Raw genomic sequence first — 21171 nt, 5'->3', positions numbered from 1 at the left:
GGGATCTCCTCAGACCGACTTCTTCTCGTCGCCGGGGAGCACGTACTCGGTGCCCTCCCACGGCGACAGGAAGTCGAAGTTGCGGAATTCCTGGGTGAGCTTCACGGGCTCGTACACGACGCGCGCCTCGTCCTGGTCGTAGCGGACCTCGACGAAGCCGGTCAGCGGGAAGTCCTTGCGCAAGGGGTGTCCCTCGAAACCGTAATCGGTCAGGAGGCGGCGCAGGTCCGGGTGGCCCGAGAACAGGATGCCGTAGAGGTCGTAAGTCTCGCGCTCGTACCAGTTGGCGGCCGGGAAGACCTCGATCACGGAGGGGACCGGCGTCGTCTCGTCGGTCTGAACCTTCACGCGGATGCGGCTGTTATGCCGGAGCGAGAGCAGGTGGTAGACGACGTCGAAGCGCTTCGCGCGGGCCGGATAATCGGCGCCACAGATGTCGATGAAGCAGCGGAAGGCGCAGGCCGGGTCGTCGCGCAGGTAGGTCAGCGCGTAGACGATGTCGCTCGCCTGCACGATCAGGGTCAGCTCGCCGAAGGCGATGCGCCGCTCGACGATCGCGGGGCCCAGCGCCGCCGCGACGCGGTCGCTGAGGGCCTGGAGCGCGGCGTCGCCGCTCTCCGGCTGGGTGTGCGGAAGGATCGAGATGCCGTTCGTCATCGCGGCCGTGCCTCAGCGCTCGATCGTGCCGGTGCGGCGGATCTTCCGCTGCAGCAGGAGCACGCCGTAGAGCAGCGCCTCCGCGGTCGGCGGACAGCCGGGCACGTAGATGTCGACGGGCACGACGCGGTCGCAGCCGCGCACCACCGAGTAGGAATAATGGTAGTAACCGCCGCCGTTCGCGCAGGAGCCCATCGAGATAACGTAGCGGGGCTCCGGCATCTGGTCGTAGACCTTGCGGAGCGCGGGAGCCATTTTGTTCGTGAGCGTGCCCGCCACGATCATCACGTCGGATTGGCGCGGCGAGCCGCGGGGCGCGAAGCCGAAGCGCTCGCAATCGTAGCGCGGCATCGACATCTGCATCATCTCGACCGCGCAGCAGGCGAGCCCGAAGGTCATCCACATCAGCGAGCCGGTGCGGGCCCAGTTGATCAGCTCGTCCGCCGAGGTGACGAGGAAGCCGCGATCGGCGAGCTCGCTGTTGATCGACAGGAAGGTCGGGTCGTTCTCGCCGATCGGCCGGCCGGTGGCGGGATCGATGATGCCCTTGGGCTGCGGCGCGATCGTGGGGGCGCGGGAGAAGTCGGTGGTGAGGGCCATGAATGCCTCGGAGGGTGTGCGGCTCGGGTGCTGGTCTCTCAAATCCGGCTCAGTCCCACTCGAGGGCGCCCTTGCGCCACTCGTAGACAAAGCCGACCGTCAGCACGCCGAGGAAGACCATCATCGACCAGAAGCCGTACCAGCCAAGCTCCCCGAAGGTGATGGCCCAGGGGAACAGGAAGGCCACTTCGAGGTCGAAGATGATGAACAGGATGGCGACCAGATAGAAGCGCACGTCGAACTTCATGCGCGCGTCGTCGAAGGCGTTGAAGCCGCACTCATAGGCCGAGAGCTTTTCCGGATCGGGGCTGTTGTAGGCCACGAGGAAAGGCGCCACGAGCAGCGCCACCGCGATGAACAGCGACACGCCGATGAAAACGATGAGCGGAAGATAATCCGCCAGCAGGCCGGTCATGCGAGGCCTCTCGTGCTCGTGTGGGACCGCGGGCGCTCCCGTCATCCTCGGCGAATGGAATTTCTCCAATGCCAGAGAGCGCACGGCGCGAGGCTTAGACGAGCGGTTCGGGTGAAACAAGAGCGTTGCGCGTCGCACAACGCTCCGCCCCCGTGACATGGTATACCAGCAACGGCGCGGGAGATGGCAGATCGGCGCAGGAGGCCTTGTCGCGGGCGCTGACCGGGCGCGTCCGGCGAATCTTCCGTCCTGCGCGAGCCGGGCCGTGATTCTGCCGCCGGCTGCTTGACAGCCCCCGGCCGCGCACCTAAACCCCGGCCGTCGCCGCATGAGGCGGCCACGCCACGCGGGCGTAGCTCAGTTGGTTAGAGTGCCGGCCTGTCACGCCGGAGGTCGCGGGTTCGAGCCCCGTCGCCCGCGCCACGTTTTCCGAACATCAGAACCGGACTTCGCTTCAGCCTCTCGCTTCGTCGAGCGGGCGCCGCGATCGTTCGAACCGCACCGTCGGGTCCGCGAACCGCCTTCAAGCCCCTTTGAGAAGCGGCAGCGCTGAGCGAAGCCGGTGCGGTCGCGCGCCAGTCCCGCCTCAGTTCGTCCGGCGGAACAGGGAGACGGCGTAGGCGGGCGAGCGGATCGCGAACATCGGATCGTCAGCCGGTCCGGCGACGCCCTCGGGCAGGTCCACGACCGGATCGAAGGTCCCGGCATCGCAGGTCGCATCCGGCTCCAAGGCGGTGATCGCCACGGTGCCGAGCTTCACCGTCTTCCGGTTCTCCTCGGGCCACGCGACGGTCGGATCGTTGGTGGTATCGCCCGTTTCCGCCAGCACGGCGACGAGGTCGAAGCGTGCGGGACCCTGAGAGAGGCGCTCCTTCAACTCGTCGGCGTAGAAGCTGTCGGGTTTCGCCTTCGCCTCGTCGTCGCTCAGGCCGAGTTGCCCGGCCGCCGCCACCCATTTCAGCTTCGCGACGGTCGCATCGCCGTTGGCGTTGGTCAGCGTGTAGGCATGCACGCCCCAATAATCGACGCCGGCGAAGCTCGCCGGGACGGGACGTGCATTGAGCCAGGCAGCCTGGCGCGTCGTCTCCGGGTTCGCTGCGCCGAAGGCCTTGATCCTCTCCGCGTCGGGCTTTCCGTCGGGCCGGGGGCGCGCACCGTCGCGAATTCAAGGAGTTGCTGCGGCGTCCGCGTCGAGAAGACCGGCGCCGAGATGACGACGAAGACCATGTCGCCGGCCGGGTCGCTCAGGCGCATCGCGAAGCCTCGCGTGATCGGCTTGGCCTTGTCCGACACTTTGGGGTTGCTGCCGCCCATCGAGAAACGGGCCGTCAGCGGCACGGCCTTGGCGAAGTGCGGCGCCTTCGAGAGGCCCGCGGCCTCGGCCGTCGGCGTGAAGCTGCCCTTGACGCAGACGCCCTTGGCCCCGCTCGCCCGCACCTTCGGCTGATTGCCGCCGGCCGCGACCAGCGCGTTCACGATCGCGCCCGGATCCGCGTCCTGAGCGGACACCGGCCCGGCCAGGACGCAACTGGCGAGGATGGGGGCGCTGAGGAGGACAGACCGCAGCATGGGGACCTTCCGGTGATGGGCCGAGAGCCGGCCGCCCCGAACCGGGAGGGCCGCGCGGGCGAGTCGCGGAACCATTTTAGATTGCGCACAATCCGCAGACAAGGCGCGCCCGGGAACCCGGCCTCGGAGGCCCGATGGCGGGGCGCGTCCCGCGGACAAAGCTCCTCTCCGCCGCTCTCCTCGCAGCGTGCCCCGCCGGCCACAGGATGGCTGCGCGATGGACGCCGCCGGTCTCCCGCCCCGCTTTCGCCGCATCGCGCCCGAAAGGCGGTGGCAGTTCCACACGCTTCCCCGCACGGCCGATGCCCCACCCCTCCTCCGTCCCCCTCCGTACGGCCCTTCTCGCGGCCGCGATCCTCTCGCTGGCCGGCTGCGGCTCGCCGTCGATCCTGCCAGGGGCGGATGCGCCGACGAGCCTCGTGATCCTCGACGAGCAGGCGGCCGCCGCCGCGATCTCCCGCTACCGGGCCCTGCACGGGCTCAGTCCCGTTACCGTCGATGCCGGCCTCGTGAAGGCGGCCTCGTACCAAGCCACCGCGAACGCGCGCGCCGGCCGCCTCAGCCACGATCTCGGCGGCACCTTCACCTCGCGGATGTCGCAGGCCGGCCTCGGCCGCGCACACGCCGCCGAGAACCTGTCCGCCGGGTCCGAAACCTTCGAGGACGTCTTCGCCCGCTGGAAGGCCTCGCCCGAGCACAACCGCAACATGTTGATCCCGCAGATCCGGCGCATCGGCATCGCCCGCTCCGACGCTCCCACGACCCGCTACCGGCGTTACTGGGCTCTGGTGATGGGCGGCTGACGCGTCAGAGGGACGGGCGCGGCCCGCTCTTCTGCCCGGCCGCGCGGCGGTCGCCGTTCAAGACGGCGGCGGCCCGCCGGAGCGTCGCGAGGGTCGAGGCGGGAAAGCCCCGTCGCACGGCCTCGTCCTCGAGCGCGCTCAGGACGCGGACCGACAGCGCGGGCGGTGCCGCTGAGCGCGGAGAGACGTGCTCCGTCAGGAGCGCGATGACCTGCTCCAGCGTCCGGCAACGCGCCACCAGCGCCTCGATCGAGTCGTTGTCGTTCACGCCATCACCCGCGCCGCGACCGGAGGGGTGCCGGTTCGGTTAATTCTATCCTAAGTTAGGAATAGGGCGACACAGACAAGCTTGGGATGCGCAGAAACTGCGTACGGTCCGGTCCGAGCGGTTCCGTGCCCCGGGGCTGGTGGGCGGTGAGGGACTCGAACCCCCGACCCTCTCCGTGTAAAGGAGACGCTCTACCAACTGAGCTAACCGCCCGCGCCGCACGGGTTAAGCAAGCCGCCCCGGCCGCGCAAGCACTTCGTGCGCGATCCACCGCGGCAGCTGTCCCCGAAACGGGAACGGCCCCCGCGAGCCGAGGCTCCGGGGGCCGTCCGTTCGTCGTCCAGGCGCGATCCCGTCAGTGGGCGACGAGGCTCGCCCCGTCGTCATCGGACCGTGCGGGCTTCGCCGCGGGGATCGGCTCGTCCCACTCGATCGGCTCGGGCTGGCGCACAAGGGCGCGGGCCAGAACCTGATCCATCCGCGAGACGGGCACGATCTCGAGGCCGTTCTTCACGCTGTCGGGCACCTCAGCGATGTCCTTGGCGTTCTCCTCGGGGATCAGCACCGTCTTGATGCCGCCGCGGAGCGCGGCGAGCAGCTTCTCCTTGAGGCCGCCGATCGGCAGCACCCGGCCGCGCAGCGTCACCTCGCCCGTCATCGCCACCTCGCGGCGCACCGGGATGCCGGTGAGCGTCGAGATGATCGCGGTCGCCATCGCGATGCCAGCCGACGGCCCGTCCTTCGGGGTCGCCCCCTCCGGCACGTGGACGTGGATGTCCCGGCGCTCGAACAGCGGCGGCTCGATGCCGAAATCGATGGCCCGCGAGCGGACGTAGCTCGCCGCCGCCGAGATCGACTCCTTCATCACGTCGCGCAGGTTGCCCGTGACCGTCATCTTGCCCTTGCCGGGCATCATGACGCCCTCGATCGTCAGCAACTCGCCGCCGACCTCGGTCCAGGCGAGCCCCGTGACCACGCCGACCTGATCGTCCGGGTCGATCTCGCCGTAGCGGAACTTCGGCGGCCCCAGGAACTCGGGCAGGTTGTCCGGCGTCACCGTGACGGCCTTCACCTTGGTGATCAGGATCTCCTTCACCGCCTTGCGGATCAGGTTCGAGATCTCCCGCTCCAGGTTGCGCACGCCCGCCTCCCGCGTGTAGCGGCGGATGAGCATGAGCAGGCCCTCGTCGGTAACGGACCATTCCTTCGCGTCGAGCCCGTGCTTCTTCAGCGCGCCCGGGATCAGGTGGCGGCGGGCGATCTCCAGCTTCTCCTCTTCGGTGTAGCCGGCGATGCGGATCACCTCCATCCGGTCCATGAGCGGGGCCGGGATGTTCAGGGTGTTGGCCGTCGTCACGAACATCACGTTCGACAGGTCGTAATCGACCTCGAGGTAATGGTCGTTGAAGGTCGCGTTCTGCTCGGGGTCGAGGACCTCGAGGAGCGCGGCCGACGGGTCACCCCGGAAATCCATGCCCATCTTGTCGATCTCGTCGAGCAGGATGAGCGGGTTCGAGGTCTTGGCCTTGCGCATGGACTGCACGATCTTGCCGGGCATCGAGCCGATATAGGTCCGGCGGTGACCGCGGATCTCGGCCTCGTCCCGCACGCCGCCGAGCGACATGCGCACGAACTCGCGCCCCGTCGCCTTGGCGATCGACTTGCCGAGCGAGGTCTTGCCCACGCCCGGAGGGCCGACGAGGCACAGGATCGGGCCGGTGAGCTTGTTGGCGCGCTGCTGCACGGCGAGGTACTCGACGATGCGCTCCTTCACCTTGTCGAGGCCGAAATGGTCCTCGTCGAGGAGCACCTGGGCGCCGAGCAGGTCCTTCTTGATCTTCGAGCGCTTGCCCCACGGGATGCCGAGCATCCAGTCGAGGTAGTTGCGCACCACCGTGGCCTCAGCCGACATCGGCGACATCTGACGCAGCTTCTTCAGCTCGGCCTGCGCTTTCTCGCGGGCCTCCTTGGAGAGCTTCGTCTTCTCGATCTTGTCCTCCAGCTCGGCCAGCTCGTCGCGACCGTCCTCGTCGCCGAGTTCCTTCTGGATCGCCTTCATCTGCTCGTTGAGGTAGTACTCGCGCTGGGTCTTCTCCATCTGCCGCTTGACGCGGGTCCGGATGCGCTTCTCCACCTGGAGCACGGAGATCTCGCTCTCCATCAGCGACAGCACGCGCTCCAGGCGCTGCGCCACCGTGGGGATCTCCAGGATCGCCTGCTTGTCGGCGATCTTGACGGCGAGGTGCGAGCCGACCGTGTCGGCGAGCTTGGAGGGCTCGTCGATCTGCGTGACGGCTGAGACGACCTCGGGCGAGATCTTCTTGTTGAGCTTCACGTAGTTCTCGAACTCGGACACGACCGAGCGCGCAAGCGCCTCCGCCTCGACGCGGTCACCGAGATCGTCGGTCAGCGTCTGGGCGCGCGCCTCGTAGAACTCCTCCGACGTCTCGAAGCCGAGGATCTTGGCGCGGCCGGCGCCCTCGACCAGAACCTTCACGGTGCCGTCGGGCAGCTTCAGGAGCTGCAGGACGCTGGCCAGCGTGCCGATCGTGTAGATCGCGTCGGTGGCCGGATCGTCGTCGCCCGCGTTGATCTGCGTGGCGAGCAGGATGTGGCGATCGGTGCGGACCGCCTCCTCGAGGGCGCGGATCGACTTTTCGCGGCCGACGAAGAGCGGCACGATCATGTGCGGGAAAACGACGATGTCGCGCAGCGGCAGGACGGCGTAAGCGCCCGTCGAGCCCGGGACGACCGGCTGACGCGATTTCGACTGAGTCATGGCTGACTTCCTCATGATGGACGCCGGGCAGTCGCTCCTCCGTCGTCAGGAGCAAGCATCCTGCCAGGGACCGACCGGGCCGCGAGGGTCGGAAACGATGCGGGGACTTTGCGGCTGGTGGCGCGGCACCGCACCTCAATGGGAGCGTACGGCCACTGCGCTGTCCCTCAATTGGCCCTGGGAGGCGCCTGTTTCAAGCGGCGCCTCCGGGCCTTTCCGGCTGTCGGGCCCTGCGGAATCCGCATGCCCGACCAGCGACTTAGCGCACGTTGCGGCGTGCGCTCACGCACTCACGCTGGCGGGTGCGTCCTTGTTGCGGTCGCCGTGGATGAAGAGCGGGCGGGACTTGCCCTCGACCACCTCGGGACCGATCACGACCTGCTCGACCGAGTCGAGGCCCGGCAGGTCGTACATCGTGTCGAGGAGGATCGTCTCTAGGATGGAGCGCAGGCCGCGGGCGCCGGTCTTCCGCTCGATCGCCTTGCGGGCGACGAGGGAGAGGGCCTCCTCCTGGAAGGTCAGGTCGACGTTCTCCATCTCGAACAGGCGCTGATACTGCTTGACGAGCGCGTTCTTCGGCTCCTGCAGGATCCGCTTCAGCGCAGCCTCGTCGAGGTCCTCCAGCGTCGCCAGCACCGGCAGGCGGCCGACGAATTCGGGGATGAGGCCGAACTTGAGCAGGTCCTCGGGCTCGACCGAGCGGAAGATCTCGCCGGTGCGGCGGTCGTCGGGGGCCTGCACGGTCGCGCCGAAGCCGATCGAGGTGCCCTTGCCGCGCTGGGAGATGATCCGCTCCAGCCCCGCGAAGGCGCCGCCGCAGATGAACAGGATGTTCGTGGTGTCGACCTGCAGGAACTCCTGCTGCGGGTGCTTGCGGCCGCCCTGGGGAGGCACCGAGGCGACGGTGCCCTCCATGATCTTCAGGAGCGCCTGCTGCACGCCCTCGCCCGAGACGTCGCGGGTGATCGAGGGGTTGTCCGACTTGCGGGAGATCTTGTCGATCTCGTCGATGTAGACGATGCCGCGCTGCGCCCGCTCGACGTTGTAGTCGGAGGCCTGGAGCAGCTTGAGGATGATGTTCTCGACGTCCTCGCCGACGTAGCCGGCCTCGGTGAGCGTCGTCGCGTCCGCCATCGTGAAGGGCACGTCGAGGATGCGGGCGAGCGTCTGCGCGAGCAGCGTCTTGCCCGAGCCCGTCGGCCCGATCAGCATGATGTTGGACTTCGCCAGCTCGACGTCGTTGTGCTTCGAGGCGTGGGCGAGGCGCTTGTAGTGGTTGTGCACCGCCACCGAGAGGACTTTCTTGGCGAAGTCCTGGCCGATGACGTAGTCGTCGAGGACGCGCCGGATCTCCTTCGGCGTCGGCACGCCGTCGCGCGACTTCACCAGGGAGGATTTCGACTCCTCGCGGATGATGTCCATACACAGCTCGACGCACTCGTCGCAGATGAACACCGTCGGGCCCGCGATCAGCTTGCGGACCTCGTGCTGGCTCTTGCCGCAAAACGAGCAGTACAGCGTGCTCTTCGAGTCGTTGCCGCCAGTCTTGCTCATATCGGTCTCCGATTCGTGCGCGCGGTGCCAGCCAGGGGCGCACGCGCATCGTTCAAACGTAATGACATCCGCTTAAAGAAACAGTCACCTGCGCGCCTATGCCGGGCCCTCGGGCCAGAATCGCGATGCAAACACGCTGCTGCCGCGCGATCAAGCCGTTAGTCCAACGCCCGACCCCTCCGTATCGACGCATGGAGGGAAAGGTGTGGCCGGGGTGCATCGGAGTTATCCCCGGCCGGACACCGTCAGGCCGCCGCCGGCTCGGGCCGCTTCTGGATGACCTCGTCGATGAGGCCGAACTCCTTGGCGGCGTCCGCGGTCATGAAATTGTCGCGCTCGAGCGCCTGGTGGATCGTGTCGTAGTCCCGGCCCGTGTGCTTCACGTAGATCTCGTTGAGGCGCTTCTTGAGGGCCTCGATCTCGCGGGCGTGGATCAGGATGTCGGTGGCCTGGCCCTGGAAGCCGCCGGAGGGCTGGTGGACCATGATGCGGGCGTTCGGCAGCGCGAAGCGATGGCCGGGCTCGCCGGCGGTCAGGAGCAGGGAGCCCATCGAGGCGGCTTGGCCGACGCAGAGCGTCGTCACCGGGCAGCGGATGAACTGCATCGTGTCGTAGATCGATAGGCCCGAGGTCACCACGCCGCCGGGCGAGTTGATGTAGAAGGAGATTTCCTTCTTGGGGTTCTCGGCCTCGAGGAACAGGAGCTGCGCGACGATCAGCGACGCGCCGTAATCCTCGACCGGGCCGGTGAGGAAGATGATCCGCTCGCGCAGCAGGCGCGAGTAGATGTCGAAGGCGCGCTCGCCGCGGCTCGACTGCTCGACCACCATGGGCACGAGCGCGCTGTTATAATAATCGACCGGATCTCTCATCATCGTGCCCCAGGGCTTCAAGGGGCCCGGCCGAGCGAATCAGGCTTGGCCGGGCGAAATTCAGCGAACACCGGCGACGCTTAACGCCGCCTCACCGATGGCCGCCGTCCCTTGAAGGAGGGGCGGCTCAATCGGCCTTCTGGTCGGTGGCCGGCTTCTCGTCGGCGTCTGGCTCACCGTCCTCGTCGGAGAACAGCGCCTCCTTCGAGACGGGCTCCTCGACCAGTTTGACCTGCGCGAGGACGTGGTCAACCACCTTCTCCTCGAACAGCGGCGCCCGAAGCTCGGCGAGCGCCTGCGCGTTCTTGCGGTAGAAGTCCCAGACCTGCTGCTCCTGGCCCGGGAACTGCCGGACCCGGGCGATGAGGGCCTGGTTCACCTCCTCGTCGGAGACCTTGATATCGGCGCTCTCGCCGACCTGCGCAAGCACCAGACCGAGGCGAACGCGGCGCTCGGCGATCTTGCGGTATTCTCCTTGCGCCTTCTCCTCCGTGGTGTCCTCGTCCTCGAAGGTCTTGCCGCGGTTCTTGAGGTCCTGCTCGACCTGCGCCCAGACTGAGGCGAATTCCTGGTGCACGAGGCTCGGGGGCAGGTCGAAGGCGTACTTGCCGTCCAGCGCGTCGAGGAGCTCCTTCTTGAGCTTGCGGCGGGACGCCGCCTCGTAGTCGCTGCCGATCGCGTTCGAGACGGCCTCCCGCAGCTTCTCCAGCGAGTCCATGCCGAGACCCTTGGCGAACGCGTCGTCGACCTCCGCCTCGCCAGGCGCCTGGATCTTCTGCACGGTCACGTCGAACTCGGCGTCCTTGCCGGCGAGCTGCTCGGCGCCGTAGGCCTCCGGGAAGGTCACCTTGACGAGGCGGCTCTCGCCGACCTTGGCGCCGACGAGCTGATCCTCGAAGCCCGGGATGAAGCTGCCCGAGCCGAGTTCCAGGTCGATGCCCTCGCCCTTGCCGCCCTCGAACTCGGTGCCGTCGATGCGGCCCACGAAGTCGATGGTGACGCGGTCGCCGCTCGCGGCGGCGGCGCCCTCGTCCTTGTCGGCGAAGGGCCGGTTCTGGCCGGCCATGCGCGTGAGGGCCTCGTCGATCTCGGCATCCGAGGGCTTGGCCACGAGCTTCTTGAGGCTGACGTCCGAGAGGTCGGCGAGCTCGAAGCTCGGCAGCACCTCGACCGCGACCTTGAAGGCGAGGTCGGCCTTGGCGTCGAGGGCCTTGTCGACCACCGCCTTGTCCTCGGGGAACTCGACGCGGGGCTCGAGGGCGAGCTTCAGCCCGTTGTCGGCCACGATCTTCTGGTTGGCCTCGTTGACGGCGTTCTGCAGCACGTCGGCCATCACGGAGCGGCCGTAGACCTTGCGCAGATGCGCCACCGGCACCTTGCCGGGGCGGAAGCCCTTGAGCTGCACCTTGTCCTTGAGGCCGGAGAGCTCGTTCGTCAGGCGATCCTCGAGCTCCTGGGCGGCCAGGAGAACCTGAAACTCGCGCTTCAGCCCCTCGGAATGTGTCTCGGTCACCTGCATCGTCGTATATCCGCTCTCAAGTCCGTGTCGTCAAAATCTGCGAAGGCCCGCGCGGACCGACCTCGCGGCGGTCCGTGGGCCAGTGCGGGGAAGCGCCGTGAGGCCGGCCCAAGGAGGCGATCCGAGGGGCCCGGACCCGTGCCGATGTCCGGCCGGGTCAGAGCGGCTGGGCGGGCCGGCCTTCCGATGGGGGAGCCAATCCGTTCCCGACGGCGGCACTGGTGCGGGCGGAGGGGCTCGAACCCCCACGTCTTGCGACACTGGAACCTAAATCCAGCGCGTCTACCAGTTCCGCCACGCCCGCGCGCGCCGACACCCGGCGCGCTTCCGGCCGCCGGAGGGCGGCTCTATAGCATGCGGGACCGGGGCCGCAGCAAAAAACTTCATCGCCTTCCGCCGCCTGCCGGCCCGATGCTGCCGGAACGCGGCTGCCGGCGCGAGCCCGGCCGGCAGTAGCCTCGGCAGGGTGGCGCCGCTACAAGCGTCCGCCCTCCCAGCCCTCCGATCCGCCCGAGGAGCCATGCCGCACGTCGATCCCGCGCCCGAAGCCGATTCCGTGTCGGTCGCCGATCCGCCCGCGGCCCGGCCCTCCCGCCGCACCCTGCTCGGCGGCGCGGCCCTGCTCGGGCTGATGCCCGGGCCGCGGCGGCGCAGGGCTCGCCGAAGCCCGACGCCCCGGCCGCCCAGGCGGCCCCGCAGACGGGCGCGCAAGCCGAGCCGCGGGCGCTCGCCGCGCAGCCGGCGAAGCTCCGCCTGCGCCCGGAGCCCGCGCCCGAGACGGCCATCTGGTCCCTCGACGGAACGGGGCTGCCGCCGGTGGTCCGGGTCAAGCTCGGCGAGACCGTGCGGCTCAAGGTCGAGAACCGGACCGAGCGCCCGCTCGCGCTGCACTGGCACGGGGTGCGCAACCAGAACCCCATGGACGGGGTCGGCGGCGTGACGCAGCCACCGATCCAGCCGGGGGCGAGCTTCACCTACGTCTTCACCCCGCCCGACGCCGGCACCTTCCTGATCCGGCCCCTCGTCGTCGGCGGATCGAGCGAGCCCTCGGGCCGCGGGATCGCGGGCTTCCTCGTCGTCGAGGAGAAGGCGCCGCCGGCCGTCGAGCGCGACGTACCGCTGCTGATGCAGGACTGGCGCCTGCAGGACGATTCGAGCCTCATGCCCTTCGGCCAGGCCCTGTTCGCGGCCTCGAACGGGCGCCTCGGCAACATGATCGCGATCAACGGCCGACCGGTGCCGGAGATGATCGCTGCGCGGCCCGGCTCGCGCCTGCGCCTGCGCCTCGGCAACGCCTGCAACGCGCGGGCGACGCGCATCCGCTTCGACGGCATGAAGGTCTACGTCGCGGCGGTGGACGGTCAGCCGACCGACACGTTCGAGCCCCTGCGCGCCACCCTCCCCTTCCCGCCAGGCACCCGCTACGACCTCCTCCTCGACCTGCCCGCGGAGGCGGACGCCAAGGGCAGCATCACGGCGCTGGTCGGCGGCGGCCTCGTCCTCGCGAGCCTCGTCACTCAGGGCGAGCCGGTCACCGGGAAGCGCCCGCCGATCGCGCCCATCGGTGACAACAAGCTGCTGCCCGCCGAGGTCAAGCTGCAGAACGCCGTCCGCCGCGACATCACGATCACCGGCGGCGCCACCCTCGACAAGGAGAAGCCGGAGGCCGAGCCCGTCTTCAAGGGCGACCCGACCCGGATCTGGGCCGTCAACGGCGCCAGCGGGATGGCGGGCGTGGCCCCGCTCTTCACGGTCAAGCGCGGCCAAGTGGTTGTCCTGGCGATCAAAAACGACACCGCCTTCGCGCAGGCGCTGCACCTGCACGGGCATGTCTTCCGCCTGCTCCACCCCCTCGACGACGGCTGGGAGCCCTACTGGCTCGACACCTTCCAGCTCCTCGAAGGCCGCACCGCCCGCATCGCCTTCCTGGCCGACAACCCGGGCCGCTGGCTCCTCGGCTCGACGGTGCTGGAGCGCTTCGACACCGGGCTCTGGACCTCGTTCGAGGTCACCTGAGGCGCGATTCCAGCGCCCCGAGAACCCGCGGCATCAGCTCCGGCAGATCCTCCGCGATCAGTCCCGGACCGTGGCGGCGACCGGCATCCCCGTGGAGCCATACGCCGGCCGCCGCGGCCTCGAAGGGCGGCATGCCCTGAGCGAGGAGGCCGGCGATCAGCCCGCCGAGCACGTCGCCGGAGCCCGCGGTGCCGAGATGGGGTGTGCCGTGATCGTTGATGGCGAGGCGCCCGTCCGGGTCCGCGATCACCGTGTCGGCCCCCTTGAGCACGACGACGGCGCCCGACAGCGCCGCCGCCCGCCGGGCGCGCTCGACCTTGCCGAGCCCCTCGTCGGCCGCCTCGGTCCCGCCGAAGAGCCTCGCGAACTCGCCCGCGTGGGGCGTCAGGACAGCCGCGGCGTCCCCCTCCGCCAGATGCCGTGCGAGCGTCGCCGCCTCTCCCTTGAAGCTCGTCAGCGCGTCGGCGTCGAGGACGAGGTTCCGGCCGGACGAGGCCGCCACCGCGACGAGATCGCGGGTCGGCTGGCCGGTGCCGAGACCGGGGCCGACGAGCACCACGTTGAGGCGCTCGTCCACCAGGAGGTCGTCGAGGTCGTCGGCGTTCTCGCAGGCGCGCAGCATGATCGCGGTGAGGTGCGCCGCGTTCTCGGCCAGAGCCGACGCGGGCGAGGCCACCGTGACGAGGCCTGCCCCAACCCGCAGCGCCCCGCGCGCGGCGAGGCGCGCCGCGCCCGTGCGACAGGCCGGCCCCGACAGGACGAGGGCATGGCCCCGCGTGTATTTGTGGCTGTCCGCGGCGTGGCGCGGGAAGGCCGCGCCCCAGAGCGCCGGCCCGTTGCGATAGAGGGGCGGCTCGCAGGCGGAGAGCCCCTCGGCCAGGGCGGCCTCGCCCGTGCCGATCTCGGCGACGTGGAGGGTCCCGCAATGCGCAGAGCCCGGCTGGAGCAGGTGCCCGGGCTTGAGGGCGACGAAGGTGACCGTCTCCCGCGCCCGGATCGCGGCACCGCGCACCGCGCCGGTATCCCCGTCGATGCCGCTCGGGACGTCGACCGCGAGCACCGGGCAGGCGGCTGCAGCGACCCGCTCCACGAGAGTGCGCGCCGTGCCGTCGAGATCGCGCGAGAGACCCGCACCGAACAGCGCGTCGATCGCGAGGTCGAACCGGGCGAGATCGTCCGGGCCGATCCCCTCGGTCACGTCGCCCCGCCACTCGGCGGCGGCGAGCGCCGCATCGCCCGAGAGGTCATCGCGCCGCCCGAGCAGGCGGATCTCGACCGGCAGGCCCGCTTCCGCGAGGATGCGCGCCGCCACGAAGCCGTCGCCGCCGTTGTTGCCCGGCCCGCAGAGCACGAGTACGGAGCCGCCCTCCGGCAGCAGCGCGCGGGCGCGCTCGGCAACCGCGGCGCCGGCGGCCCGCATCAGCGCGATCCCCGGCGTCCCAGCCGCGATCGCCGCGGCATCGACCCGCCGCATCGCCTCAACCGTGAGCAGCCGCCCCTGTCCCATCCGCGTCTCCGTCGAACTGCCCGAAGGCCGGACATGCCCTGCCCGGATTAAGACTCCCTGACCGGAAAATGCCTAAACGATGTGCAGATGATGCCCATTGACGAGGCAGTTTGGACAGGATCCCCGAGAAAACAGCGTGGCGGAGCCCGGACCGGGATGTTAGAAAACGGCTCAGCGCAGCGCAGGTCAGGCCCCTTCGGCATGAAGAAGATCGAAGCGATCATCAAGCCCTTCAAGCTCGACGAGGTGAAGGAGGCTCTCCAGGAGGTCGGCCTCCAGGGCATCACCGTGATCGAGGCGAAGGGCTTCGGGCGGCAGAAGGGACACACCGAACTCTACCGCGGAGCGGAATATGTGGTGGACTTCCTGCCCAAGGTGAAGCTGGAGATCGTGCTCGCCGACGCCATGGTCGAGGGTGCGGTGGAGGCGATCCGCAAGTCGGCCCAGACCGGCCGCATCGGCGACGGCAAGATCTTCGTGTCCACCATCGAAGAGGCGATCCGCATCCGCACCGGCGAAACGGGCGCCGACGCCATCTAGCGCCGGACCGGACCGCCGCGATACGCCCCCCCAGAGCCTGACAGAATCAAAAGAACCGCGGGCTGTACTCGGTCCGCGGCACAACCACGGCTACGTGCCGCCAGAAGAGGAGAACACTCGGGATGGCAAAGACAGCGACCGAAGTCCTGAAGGAGATCAAGGACAACGACGTCAAGTACGTCGACTTCCGCTTCACGGACCCGCGCGGCAAGTGGCAGCACGTCACCTTCGACGTCTCCCTCGTCGATGAGGAGATCTTCTCCGAGGGCACGATGTTCGACGGCTCCTCGATCGCCGGCTGGAAGGCGATCAACGAGTCCGACATGCTGCTGATGCCCGATCCCGCCACCGCCTGCATGGACCCGTTCTTCTCGGCCTCGACCATGTCGATCGTCTGCGACGTGCTCGAGCCCTCGACGGGCGCCCCCTATTCCCGCGATCCGCGCGGCACGGCCAAGCTCGCCGAGGCCTTCCTCAAGTCGTCCGGCATCGGCGACACGATCTACGTCGGTCCCGAGGCCGAGTTCTTCGTGTTCGACGACGTGAAGTTCGCCGCCGACCCCTACCAGACCGGCTTCAAGCTCGACTCGACGGAGCTGCCGATCAACGGCTTCACCGAGTACGAGGGCGGCAACCTCGGACACCGGGTGCAGATGAAGGGCGGTTACTTCCCCGTGCCGCCGCAGGATTCGGCGCAGGACATGCGCGGCGAGATGCTGGCCGCTATGCAGTCGATGGGCGTCAAGGTCGAGAAGCACCACCACGAGGTGGCGAGCGCCCAGCACGAGCTCGGCATGAAGTTCGACACGCTGACGCTGCTCGCCGACCACATGCAGATCTACAAGTACTGTATCCACAACGTGGCGCAGAGCTACGGCAAGACCGCGACCTTCATGCCCAAGCCCGTCTACGGCGACAACGGCTCGGGCATGCACGTCCACCAGTCGATCTGGAAGAACGGCAAGCCGCTCTTCGCCGGCGACAAGTACGCGGATCTCTCCCAGGAATGCCTCTGGTACATCGGCGGCATCATCAAGCACGCCAAGGCGCTGAACGCCTTCACCAACCCGTCCACGAACTCCTACAAGCGCCTCGTGCCGGGCTACGAGGCCCCCGTGCTGCTGGCCTACTCGGCCCGCAACCGCTCCGCCTCCTGCCGCATCCCGTGGACGACCTCGCCGAAGGCCAAGCGCGTCGAGGTCCGCTTCCCCGACCCGATGGCGAACCCCTACCTCGCCTTCGCGGCCCTGTTGATGGCCGGCCTCGACGGCATCATCAACAAGATCGATCCGGGCCCGGCCATGGACAAGGATCTCTACGACCTGCCCCCGCGCGAGCTGAAGAAGATCCCGACCGTCTGCGGCTCGCTCCGTGAGGCCCTACAGAACCTCGACAAGGACCGCGCCTTCCTCAAGGCCGGCAACGTCTTCACGGACGATCAGATCGACTCCTTCATCGAGCTGAAGATGACCGAGGTGCTGCGCTACGAGATGACACCGCACCCGATCGAGTTCGTGCAGTACTACTCGCTCTGAGGCGGGGGCCGGGCGGCAGCGCTCGGTTCGACGTGGGTTCGATGTGACCTGAGCGCCGGTGCCTCGCAGGAGGCTCCGGCGCTTCCGCACATGGAACAAATCGGAAACATGGATTGCTATTCGGATAGTTTTCCTATATGAGCCTCCATTCGCTTGCGCGGGGTGAATCCATGTCGACAAGGGAAGCCGTCATCCTTCGGGTCCGATAGCAGGTGGCGGCCTTGCAGGTGAAGTTGAGCCTGCTGCGCCTCGGCCTCGTCCTACACGCCTACAATCTTGGCCAGCCGCGAGTACCCGCGGGCAATCCGGACGGTGGTCGGTGCCATTTGTCACTGTTGGGCGCCGAAGGGCCGGAAGCTTTCCATCTCGTGAAACCGCCAACGATCTCGTCAACCGGACGCTCGAACGCAACACGTCACTGGTAGATGCCGTTGCGGAAGGTAGACAAGACACGGCATTCCTGAAAGCGCGGTTCGGTCACCGGACGGGTCGAGAAGCTTATAGACCCTCGGATGCATCTCCTTTTATCCGCGAGACGTAAGGCGTTGGCGCCTACATCGTACATGATTCACAATCTTCGCGTGGTTACTGTGTGCAAACTGCATATCCGCGCAACGATGGAGATTGATAAAATTAATTCCACACCAGAGTTCGATAAGTTTTCACTGTATTTTTTGCAAGATATAGATATTTTTTACTACGGAGGAGGAAATGTATGATTTTGTATTGAAACATTTTGATAGTCACGAACGAGAACGCCTGCGCGTATTCCTGACAGCAGCAACAGAAAACAGCGTCTCGGACGCAGAACTTGATCAGCTTTGGCACAATTCGGAATCCGATCTCGATTTCGGGGGAGGAGCGGGCGTCCGCATCATGTTCAAGCGTGTGCTCGAACGTTTTAATGGAGCGGGTCACATTGCCCGGCACCGGGCTGGGCGCCATGATGCGTCCCGCTCACCCAGCACAGCGAGCCCGCCATGTCCCTCCTCTGCCCCGTGATCCTCGGCTCGGTCCGCTCCGACCGGCAGGGCATCCGTGCCGCCCGCTTCGTCGTCCGGGCGCTGGAGGCGCGGGGGCACGGGGCGCCCCTCGTCGACCCAGCCGAGTTGAAGCTGCCGCTCCTCGACCGGATGTACAAGGAATACCCGAAGGGCGAGGCGCCGAAGGTGCTGGAGGATCTGGCGGGGCTCCTGCGGCGGGCCGACGCCTTCGTGATCGTCTCGGCCGAGTACAACCACTCGATCCCGCCCGCCCTCTCGAACACCCTCGACCACTTCCTCGAAGAGTATTTCTGGCGCCCTTCGGCGATCTGCTGCTACTCGGCCGGCGCCTTCGGGGGCGTGCGCGCCGCGATGCAGCTGCGGGCGATGCTCTCCGAGCTCGGCACCCCAAGCATTCCCTCGCTGCTGCCGATCCCGCAGATCCACAAGGCCCTCGACGAGGAGGGCAAGCCCGCCGAGGAGCGGCTGGCCCGCAACGCCGGCAAGTTTTTCGACGAACTGACTTGGTACGCCGAGGCCCTGCGCGCGCGGCGGGCCTCGGGCACGCCCTACTGAGCCGCCCCGCTTGGCACCGCCCTTGCCCGGCTCGAGCGCAACCACAGGCGGTGACGGACGCATCATGGGTCAGGACGGAACGGGACGGACGGTTCGCACGCTTCTGGCGAACCTCGTGAAGGCGGCCCTGATGTCGGAGGACCGGGCGAGCCTCCTCTGGCGCGAGGAAGCCGCACAGGCGCTCGCGAGCCTTCGGGCCGACCCGGAGGGTCTCACGGGTCTCAAGATCGACGGGCTCTGGAGCCTCGCCGTGCAGGAGGCCGAGGCGCCGGATCTGCGCGCGGAGGAAGGACGGGTCTCCTTCACCCTTCCGGCGAACTGCCCCTTCGCCCTCGACGAGCTGGGCGCGCCCGGCTTCGACATCGACGAGGCCGTGGAGCGCGTCCGAAAATCCGCCGCGACGGGCTGAGGGCGCGGCCTGTTGAGGACGGGCGGCCGGACGTTGTCCGGAGGGGCACCGCACACCATGTTGGAAGAAGCAACGGGCGACCCGCCCCTCCCTCCTCAGGACGCCGCCTGCCCAGGGCGCCGCCGCGAGCCCGCCTCTTGGCCAGACGTACCGCTTCCCCCACGGGGCCCGCCCCGCTTCCCACCCGCGAGCAGATCCTCGCCTTCATCGAGACGTCGACGGTCAAGGTCGGCAAGCGCGAGATCGCCCTGGCCTTCAACCTGAAGGGCCAGGACCGGGTCGCCCTGCGCAAATTGCTGCGCGAGATCGAGGAGGAGGGCGCGATCGAGCGCGGGCGCAGCGGCCTGTCCCCGGCCGGGCGCTTGCCGCCGGTGGTGCTCGCCGACATCCGCTCGCGCGATCGGGACGGCGAGTTCCTGGCTATCCCCGCCAATTGGGAGGCCGAGCACGGCAAGCCGCCGACGATCGTGCTGACGACGCCCCGCGGCAGCCGCAAGCCCACACGTCCGATGCCCGGCATCGGCGACCGCGCCCTGATCCGCGTCGAGCCGGAGCCCGGCGCACCGGGGCGCTACACCGGCCGTGTCATCAAGGTGGTCGGCAAGAACAAGGCCGAGGTCGTCGGCGTCTTCCGTGCGAGCGCGCAGGGCGGCCGGGTCGAGCCCGTCGAGAAGCGCGCGCAGGGGCGCGAGGTCCTGATCCCGCCGGGCGAGGAGGGAGAGGCGCGCGACGGCGATCTCGTCAGCGTCAGCGTCGAGCGCGAGACCCGTTTCGGTCCCCCCGCGGCCGGGTGCGCGAGCGCCTCGGCTCGCTCGGCTCCGAGAAGGCGGTGAGCCTCATCGCGCTCCACCTCCACAACATTCCCCACGTCTTCGCGGCCGAAACCCTGGCGGAGGCCGACGCGGTCAAGCCCGCCGCCCTGAAGGACCGCGAGGATTGGCGGACGCTGCCCCTCCTCACCATCGATCCGCCCGACGCGAAGGATCACGACGACGCCGTGTTCGCGGAAACCGATCCCGATCCCAGCAATCCGGGGGTTTTCGCATCACGGTCGCGATCGCGGATGTCGCGGCCTATGTCCGGCCCGGCAGCGCCCTTGACCGCGAGGCGCTCCTGCGCGGCAACTCGGTCTACTTTCCCGACCGGGTCGTCCCGATGCTGCCCGAGCGCATCTCGAACGACCTCTGCTCCCTGCGGCAGGACGAGGATCGCCCGGCATTGACCGTGCGCCTCGTCATCGGCGCGGACGGCGCCAAGCGGAGCCACAGCTTCCACCGGATCATGATGCGCTCGCGCGCCAAGCTCGCCTACGCCCAGGCGCAGGCCGCGATCGACGGCTATCCGGACGAGCGCACGGGCCCGCTCCTCGACGGCGTCCTGCGCCCGCTCTGGGCGGCCTACGGGGCCTTGAGGACGGCGCGCGACAAGCGGGGTCCGCTGGCCCTCGACCTGCCCGAGCGCAAGGTGCTGCTGACGCCGGACGGCGGGGTCGACCGGGTGATCATGCCCGAGCGCCTCGACGCCCACCGGCTGATCGAGGAATTCATGATCCAGGCGAACGTCGCCGCGGCCGAGACCCTGGAGAGTGCGCGCCAGCCCCTCGTCTACCGCGTCCACGACGAGCCGGCGCTTGAGAAGATGCGGGCGCTCGGTGAGGTGCTGGCCTCGGTCGGCATCAAGCTGCCGAAGGAGGGCGCGTTGCGCCCGGCCCTGTTCAACCGCATCCTCGGTGCCGTGGCCGAGACCGAGCACGCGACCTTCATCAACGAGGTGGTGCTGAGGAGCCAGGCGCAGGCCGTCTACGCGGCGGAAAACCTCGGTCATTTCGGGCTGAACCTGCGCCGCTACGCGCATTTCACCTCGCCGATCCGCCGCTACGCCGATCTCATCGTGCACCGGGCCCTGATCACCGCCTGCCGGCTGGGCAAGGACGGGATCTCGCCGGACGTCTCGGTCGGCGAACTCAACCAGATCGGCGAGCAGATCTCGGCCGCCGAGCGCCGGGCCATGGCGGCCGAGCGCGAGACGATCGACCGGCTCATCGCCCATCACCTCGCCGCGCATGTGGGCGCGAAATTCACGGGCCAGATCGCGGGCGTGACCCGCGCCGGCCTGTTCGTGAAGCTCGACGAGACGGGGGCCGACGGCTTCGTGCCGGTCTCGACCATCGGCGCCGATTATTACCGCCACGAGGAGGCCCGCCACGCTCTCGTCGGCGAGCGCTCGGGCGAGACCTACCGCCTCGGCGACCGCGTCGAGGTGAAGCTCGTGGAGGCGGCGGCCGTGGCCGGCGCCCTGCGCTTCGAACTGCTTTCGGAGGGGCGCAGCGCCGCCAAGGGCACCAAGGGCCCGATGCGCGGCCGCAGGCAAGGCCTGCGGGGACGCCCCGCCGGCATCAAGGCAGGTGGGACGCGGCACCGCGGCTCGCGGCGCTGACATCGCGGAACATGCGCCTCAGAGCCTCTTGCCGCACGTGCGACGATCACTCTTCGGAGGTGGGGACGAACCTGTGGTAGGGGTGCAGCACCAAGTCGGCCTGCAACAGCCCTCCGCCGGCTGAGGTTCTCAG

General features: G+C 68.6%; 17 protein-coding genes, 3 tRNA genes and 2 pseudogenes. 9 read left to right on the top strand and 13 right to left on the bottom strand.

Annotated features, from left to right (window positions below; genetic code table 11):
• Positions 1-9 precede the first annotated feature (9 nt).
• Genes DK389_RS14235 through DK389_RS14225 form a run of 3 tightly spaced genes read right to left on the bottom strand, consistent with a single transcriptional unit; the run spans position 10 to position 1672 of the window.
• Complete coding sequence (locus tag DK389_RS14235) at positions 10-657, bottom strand: NADH-quinone oxidoreductase subunit C (protein WP_109890501.1); 648 nt, start codon at positions 655-657, stop codon at positions 10-12.
• Between the two features lie 12 nt (positions 658-669).
• Positions 670-1257, bottom strand: coding sequence for a NuoB/complex I 20 kDa subunit family protein (locus tag DK389_RS14230; protein ID WP_109890499.1), 588 nt, complete (start codon positions 1255-1257; stop codon positions 670-672).
• Between the two features lie 49 nt (positions 1258-1306).
• Complete coding sequence (locus DK389_RS14225; protein ID WP_109890497.1) at positions 1307-1672, bottom strand: NADH-quinone oxidoreductase subunit A; 366 nt, start codon at positions 1670-1672, stop codon at positions 1307-1309.
• A gap of 346 nt (positions 1673-2018) precedes the next feature.
• On the opposite strand from DK389_RS14225, the gene DK389_RS14220 reads away from it, so the two are divergent.
• Positions 2019-2095 (top strand) — tRNA-Asp (locus DK389_RS14220).
• A gap of 163 nt (positions 2096-2258) precedes the next feature.
• Here DK389_RS14220 and DK389_RS34240 read toward each other — a convergent pair.
• Together DK389_RS34240 and DK389_RS34235 are read right to left on the bottom strand one after the other, a co-directional pair.
• On the bottom strand, positions 2259-2786 hold the full coding sequence (locus tag DK389_RS34240) for a catalase (protein ID WP_236960976.1): 528 nt from the start codon (positions 2784-2786) through the stop codon (positions 2259-2261).
• A gap of 95 nt (positions 2787-2881) precedes the next feature.
• Positions 2882-3241: pseudogene (locus tag DK389_RS34235) on the bottom strand (catalase); the annotation flags it as partial.
• Between the two features lie 302 nt (positions 3242-3543).
• On the opposite strand from DK389_RS34235, the gene DK389_RS14210 reads away from it, so the two are divergent.
• Positions 3544-4044, top strand: a complete 501-nt coding sequence (locus tag DK389_RS14210) for a CAP domain-containing protein (RefSeq protein ID WP_109890495.1) — start codon at positions 3544-3546, stop codon at positions 4042-4044.
• A gap of 4 nt (positions 4045-4048) precedes the next feature.
• Here DK389_RS14210 and DK389_RS14205 read toward each other — a convergent pair whose 3' ends face one another.
• The 7 genes from DK389_RS14205 to DK389_RS14175 all read right to left on the bottom strand — a co-directional run bounded on the left by DK389_RS14205 (position 4049) and on the right by DK389_RS14175 (position 11340).
• Positions 4049-4312, bottom strand: a complete 264-nt coding sequence (locus DK389_RS14205; protein ID WP_109890493.1) for a hypothetical protein — start codon at positions 4310-4312, stop codon at positions 4049-4051.
• A 137-nt stretch (positions 4313-4449) separates the two neighbouring features.
• Positions 4450-4525: transfer RNA gene (locus DK389_RS14200), tRNA-Val, on the bottom strand.
• A 142-nt stretch (positions 4526-4667) separates the two neighbouring features.
• Positions 4668-7091: an endopeptidase La gene (lon, locus tag DK389_RS14195; RefSeq protein WP_109890491.1), complete on the bottom strand. Its 2424-nt coding sequence runs from the start codon at positions 7089-7091 to the stop codon at positions 4668-4670.
• Between the two features lie 282 nt (positions 7092-7373).
• The gene (clpX, locus tag DK389_RS14190; protein WP_109890489.1) at positions 7374-8645 is read right to left on the bottom strand and encodes an ATP-dependent Clp protease ATP-binding subunit ClpX; all 1272 of its coding nucleotides are present in this window, start codon (positions 8643-8645) and stop codon (positions 7374-7376) included.
• Positions 8646-8890: 245 nt separating this feature from the next.
• Positions 8891-9517 carry an ATP-dependent Clp protease proteolytic subunit gene (locus tag DK389_RS14185; RefSeq protein WP_109896380.1) on the bottom strand — a complete coding sequence of 209 codons (627 nt, stop codon included), beginning with the start codon at positions 9515-9517 and terminating at the stop codon, positions 8891-8893.
• A 127-nt stretch (positions 9518-9644) separates the two neighbouring features.
• Positions 9645-11036, bottom strand: a complete 1392-nt coding sequence (gene tig, locus DK389_RS14180) for a trigger factor (protein ID WP_109890487.1) — start codon at positions 11034-11036, stop codon at positions 9645-9647.
• 219 nt (positions 11037-11255) lie between these two features.
• Positions 11256-11340 (bottom strand) — tRNA-Leu (locus DK389_RS14175).
• Between the two features lie 512 nt (positions 11341-11852).
• Here DK389_RS14175 and DK389_RS14170 point away from each other — a divergent pair.
• On the top strand, positions 11853-13052 hold the full coding sequence (locus DK389_RS14170; protein WP_335645549.1) for a multicopper oxidase family protein: 1200 nt from the start codon (positions 11853-11855) through the stop codon (positions 13050-13052).
• Here DK389_RS14170 and DK389_RS14165 read toward each other — a convergent pair.
• Complete coding sequence (locus DK389_RS14165) at positions 13045-14559, bottom strand: NAD(P)H-hydrate dehydratase (RefSeq protein ID WP_109890485.1); 1515 nt, start codon at positions 14557-14559, stop codon at positions 13045-13047. The two genes, DK389_RS14170 and DK389_RS14165, sit on opposite strands and share 8 nt — an antisense overlap.
• 201 nt (positions 14560-14760) lie before the next feature.
• Here DK389_RS14165 and DK389_RS14160 point away from each other — a divergent pair, with 201 nt between their 5' ends.
• From DK389_RS14160 to rnr, 6 genes and pseudogenes are all read left to right on the top strand, one after another.
• On the top strand, positions 14761-15099 hold the full coding sequence (locus DK389_RS14160; RefSeq protein WP_109890483.1) for a P-II family nitrogen regulator: 339 nt from the start codon (positions 14761-14763) through the stop codon (positions 15097-15099).
• Between the two features lie 122 nt (positions 15100-15221).
• On the top strand, positions 15222-16634 hold the full coding sequence (glnA, locus tag DK389_RS14155) for a type I glutamate--ammonia ligase (RefSeq protein ID WP_109890481.1): 1413 nt from the start codon (positions 15222-15224) through the stop codon (positions 16632-16634).
• A 711-nt stretch (positions 16635-17345) separates the two neighbouring features.
• Positions 17346-17636: a hypothetical protein gene (locus DK389_RS32380; RefSeq protein ID WP_162560650.1), complete on the top strand. Its 291-nt coding sequence runs from the start codon at positions 17346-17348 to the stop codon at positions 17634-17636.
• Complete coding sequence (locus tag DK389_RS14145; protein WP_109890479.1) at positions 17615-18193, top strand: NADPH-dependent FMN reductase; 579 nt, start codon at positions 17615-17617, stop codon at positions 18191-18193. Before DK389_RS32380 ends, DK389_RS14145 begins: the two co-directional genes overlap by 22 nt.
• 64 nt (positions 18194-18257) lie before the next feature.
• The gene (locus tag DK389_RS14140) at positions 18258-18602 is read left to right on the top strand and encodes a hypothetical protein (protein ID WP_109890477.1); all 345 of its coding nucleotides are present in this window, start codon (positions 18258-18260) and stop codon (positions 18600-18602) included.
• Between the two features lie 137 nt (positions 18603-18739).
• Positions 18740-21038 (top strand): annotated as a pseudogene (gene rnr / locus DK389_RS14135) (ribonuclease R).
• Positions 21039-21171: the final 133 nt, after the last annotated feature.

This window comes from Methylobacterium durans, assembly GCF_003173715.1.
GTDB lineage: Bacteria > Pseudomonadota > Alphaproteobacteria > Rhizobiales > Beijerinckiaceae > Methylobacterium > Methylobacterium durans.
This window is presented reverse-complemented; position numbering and strand designations above follow the sequence as displayed.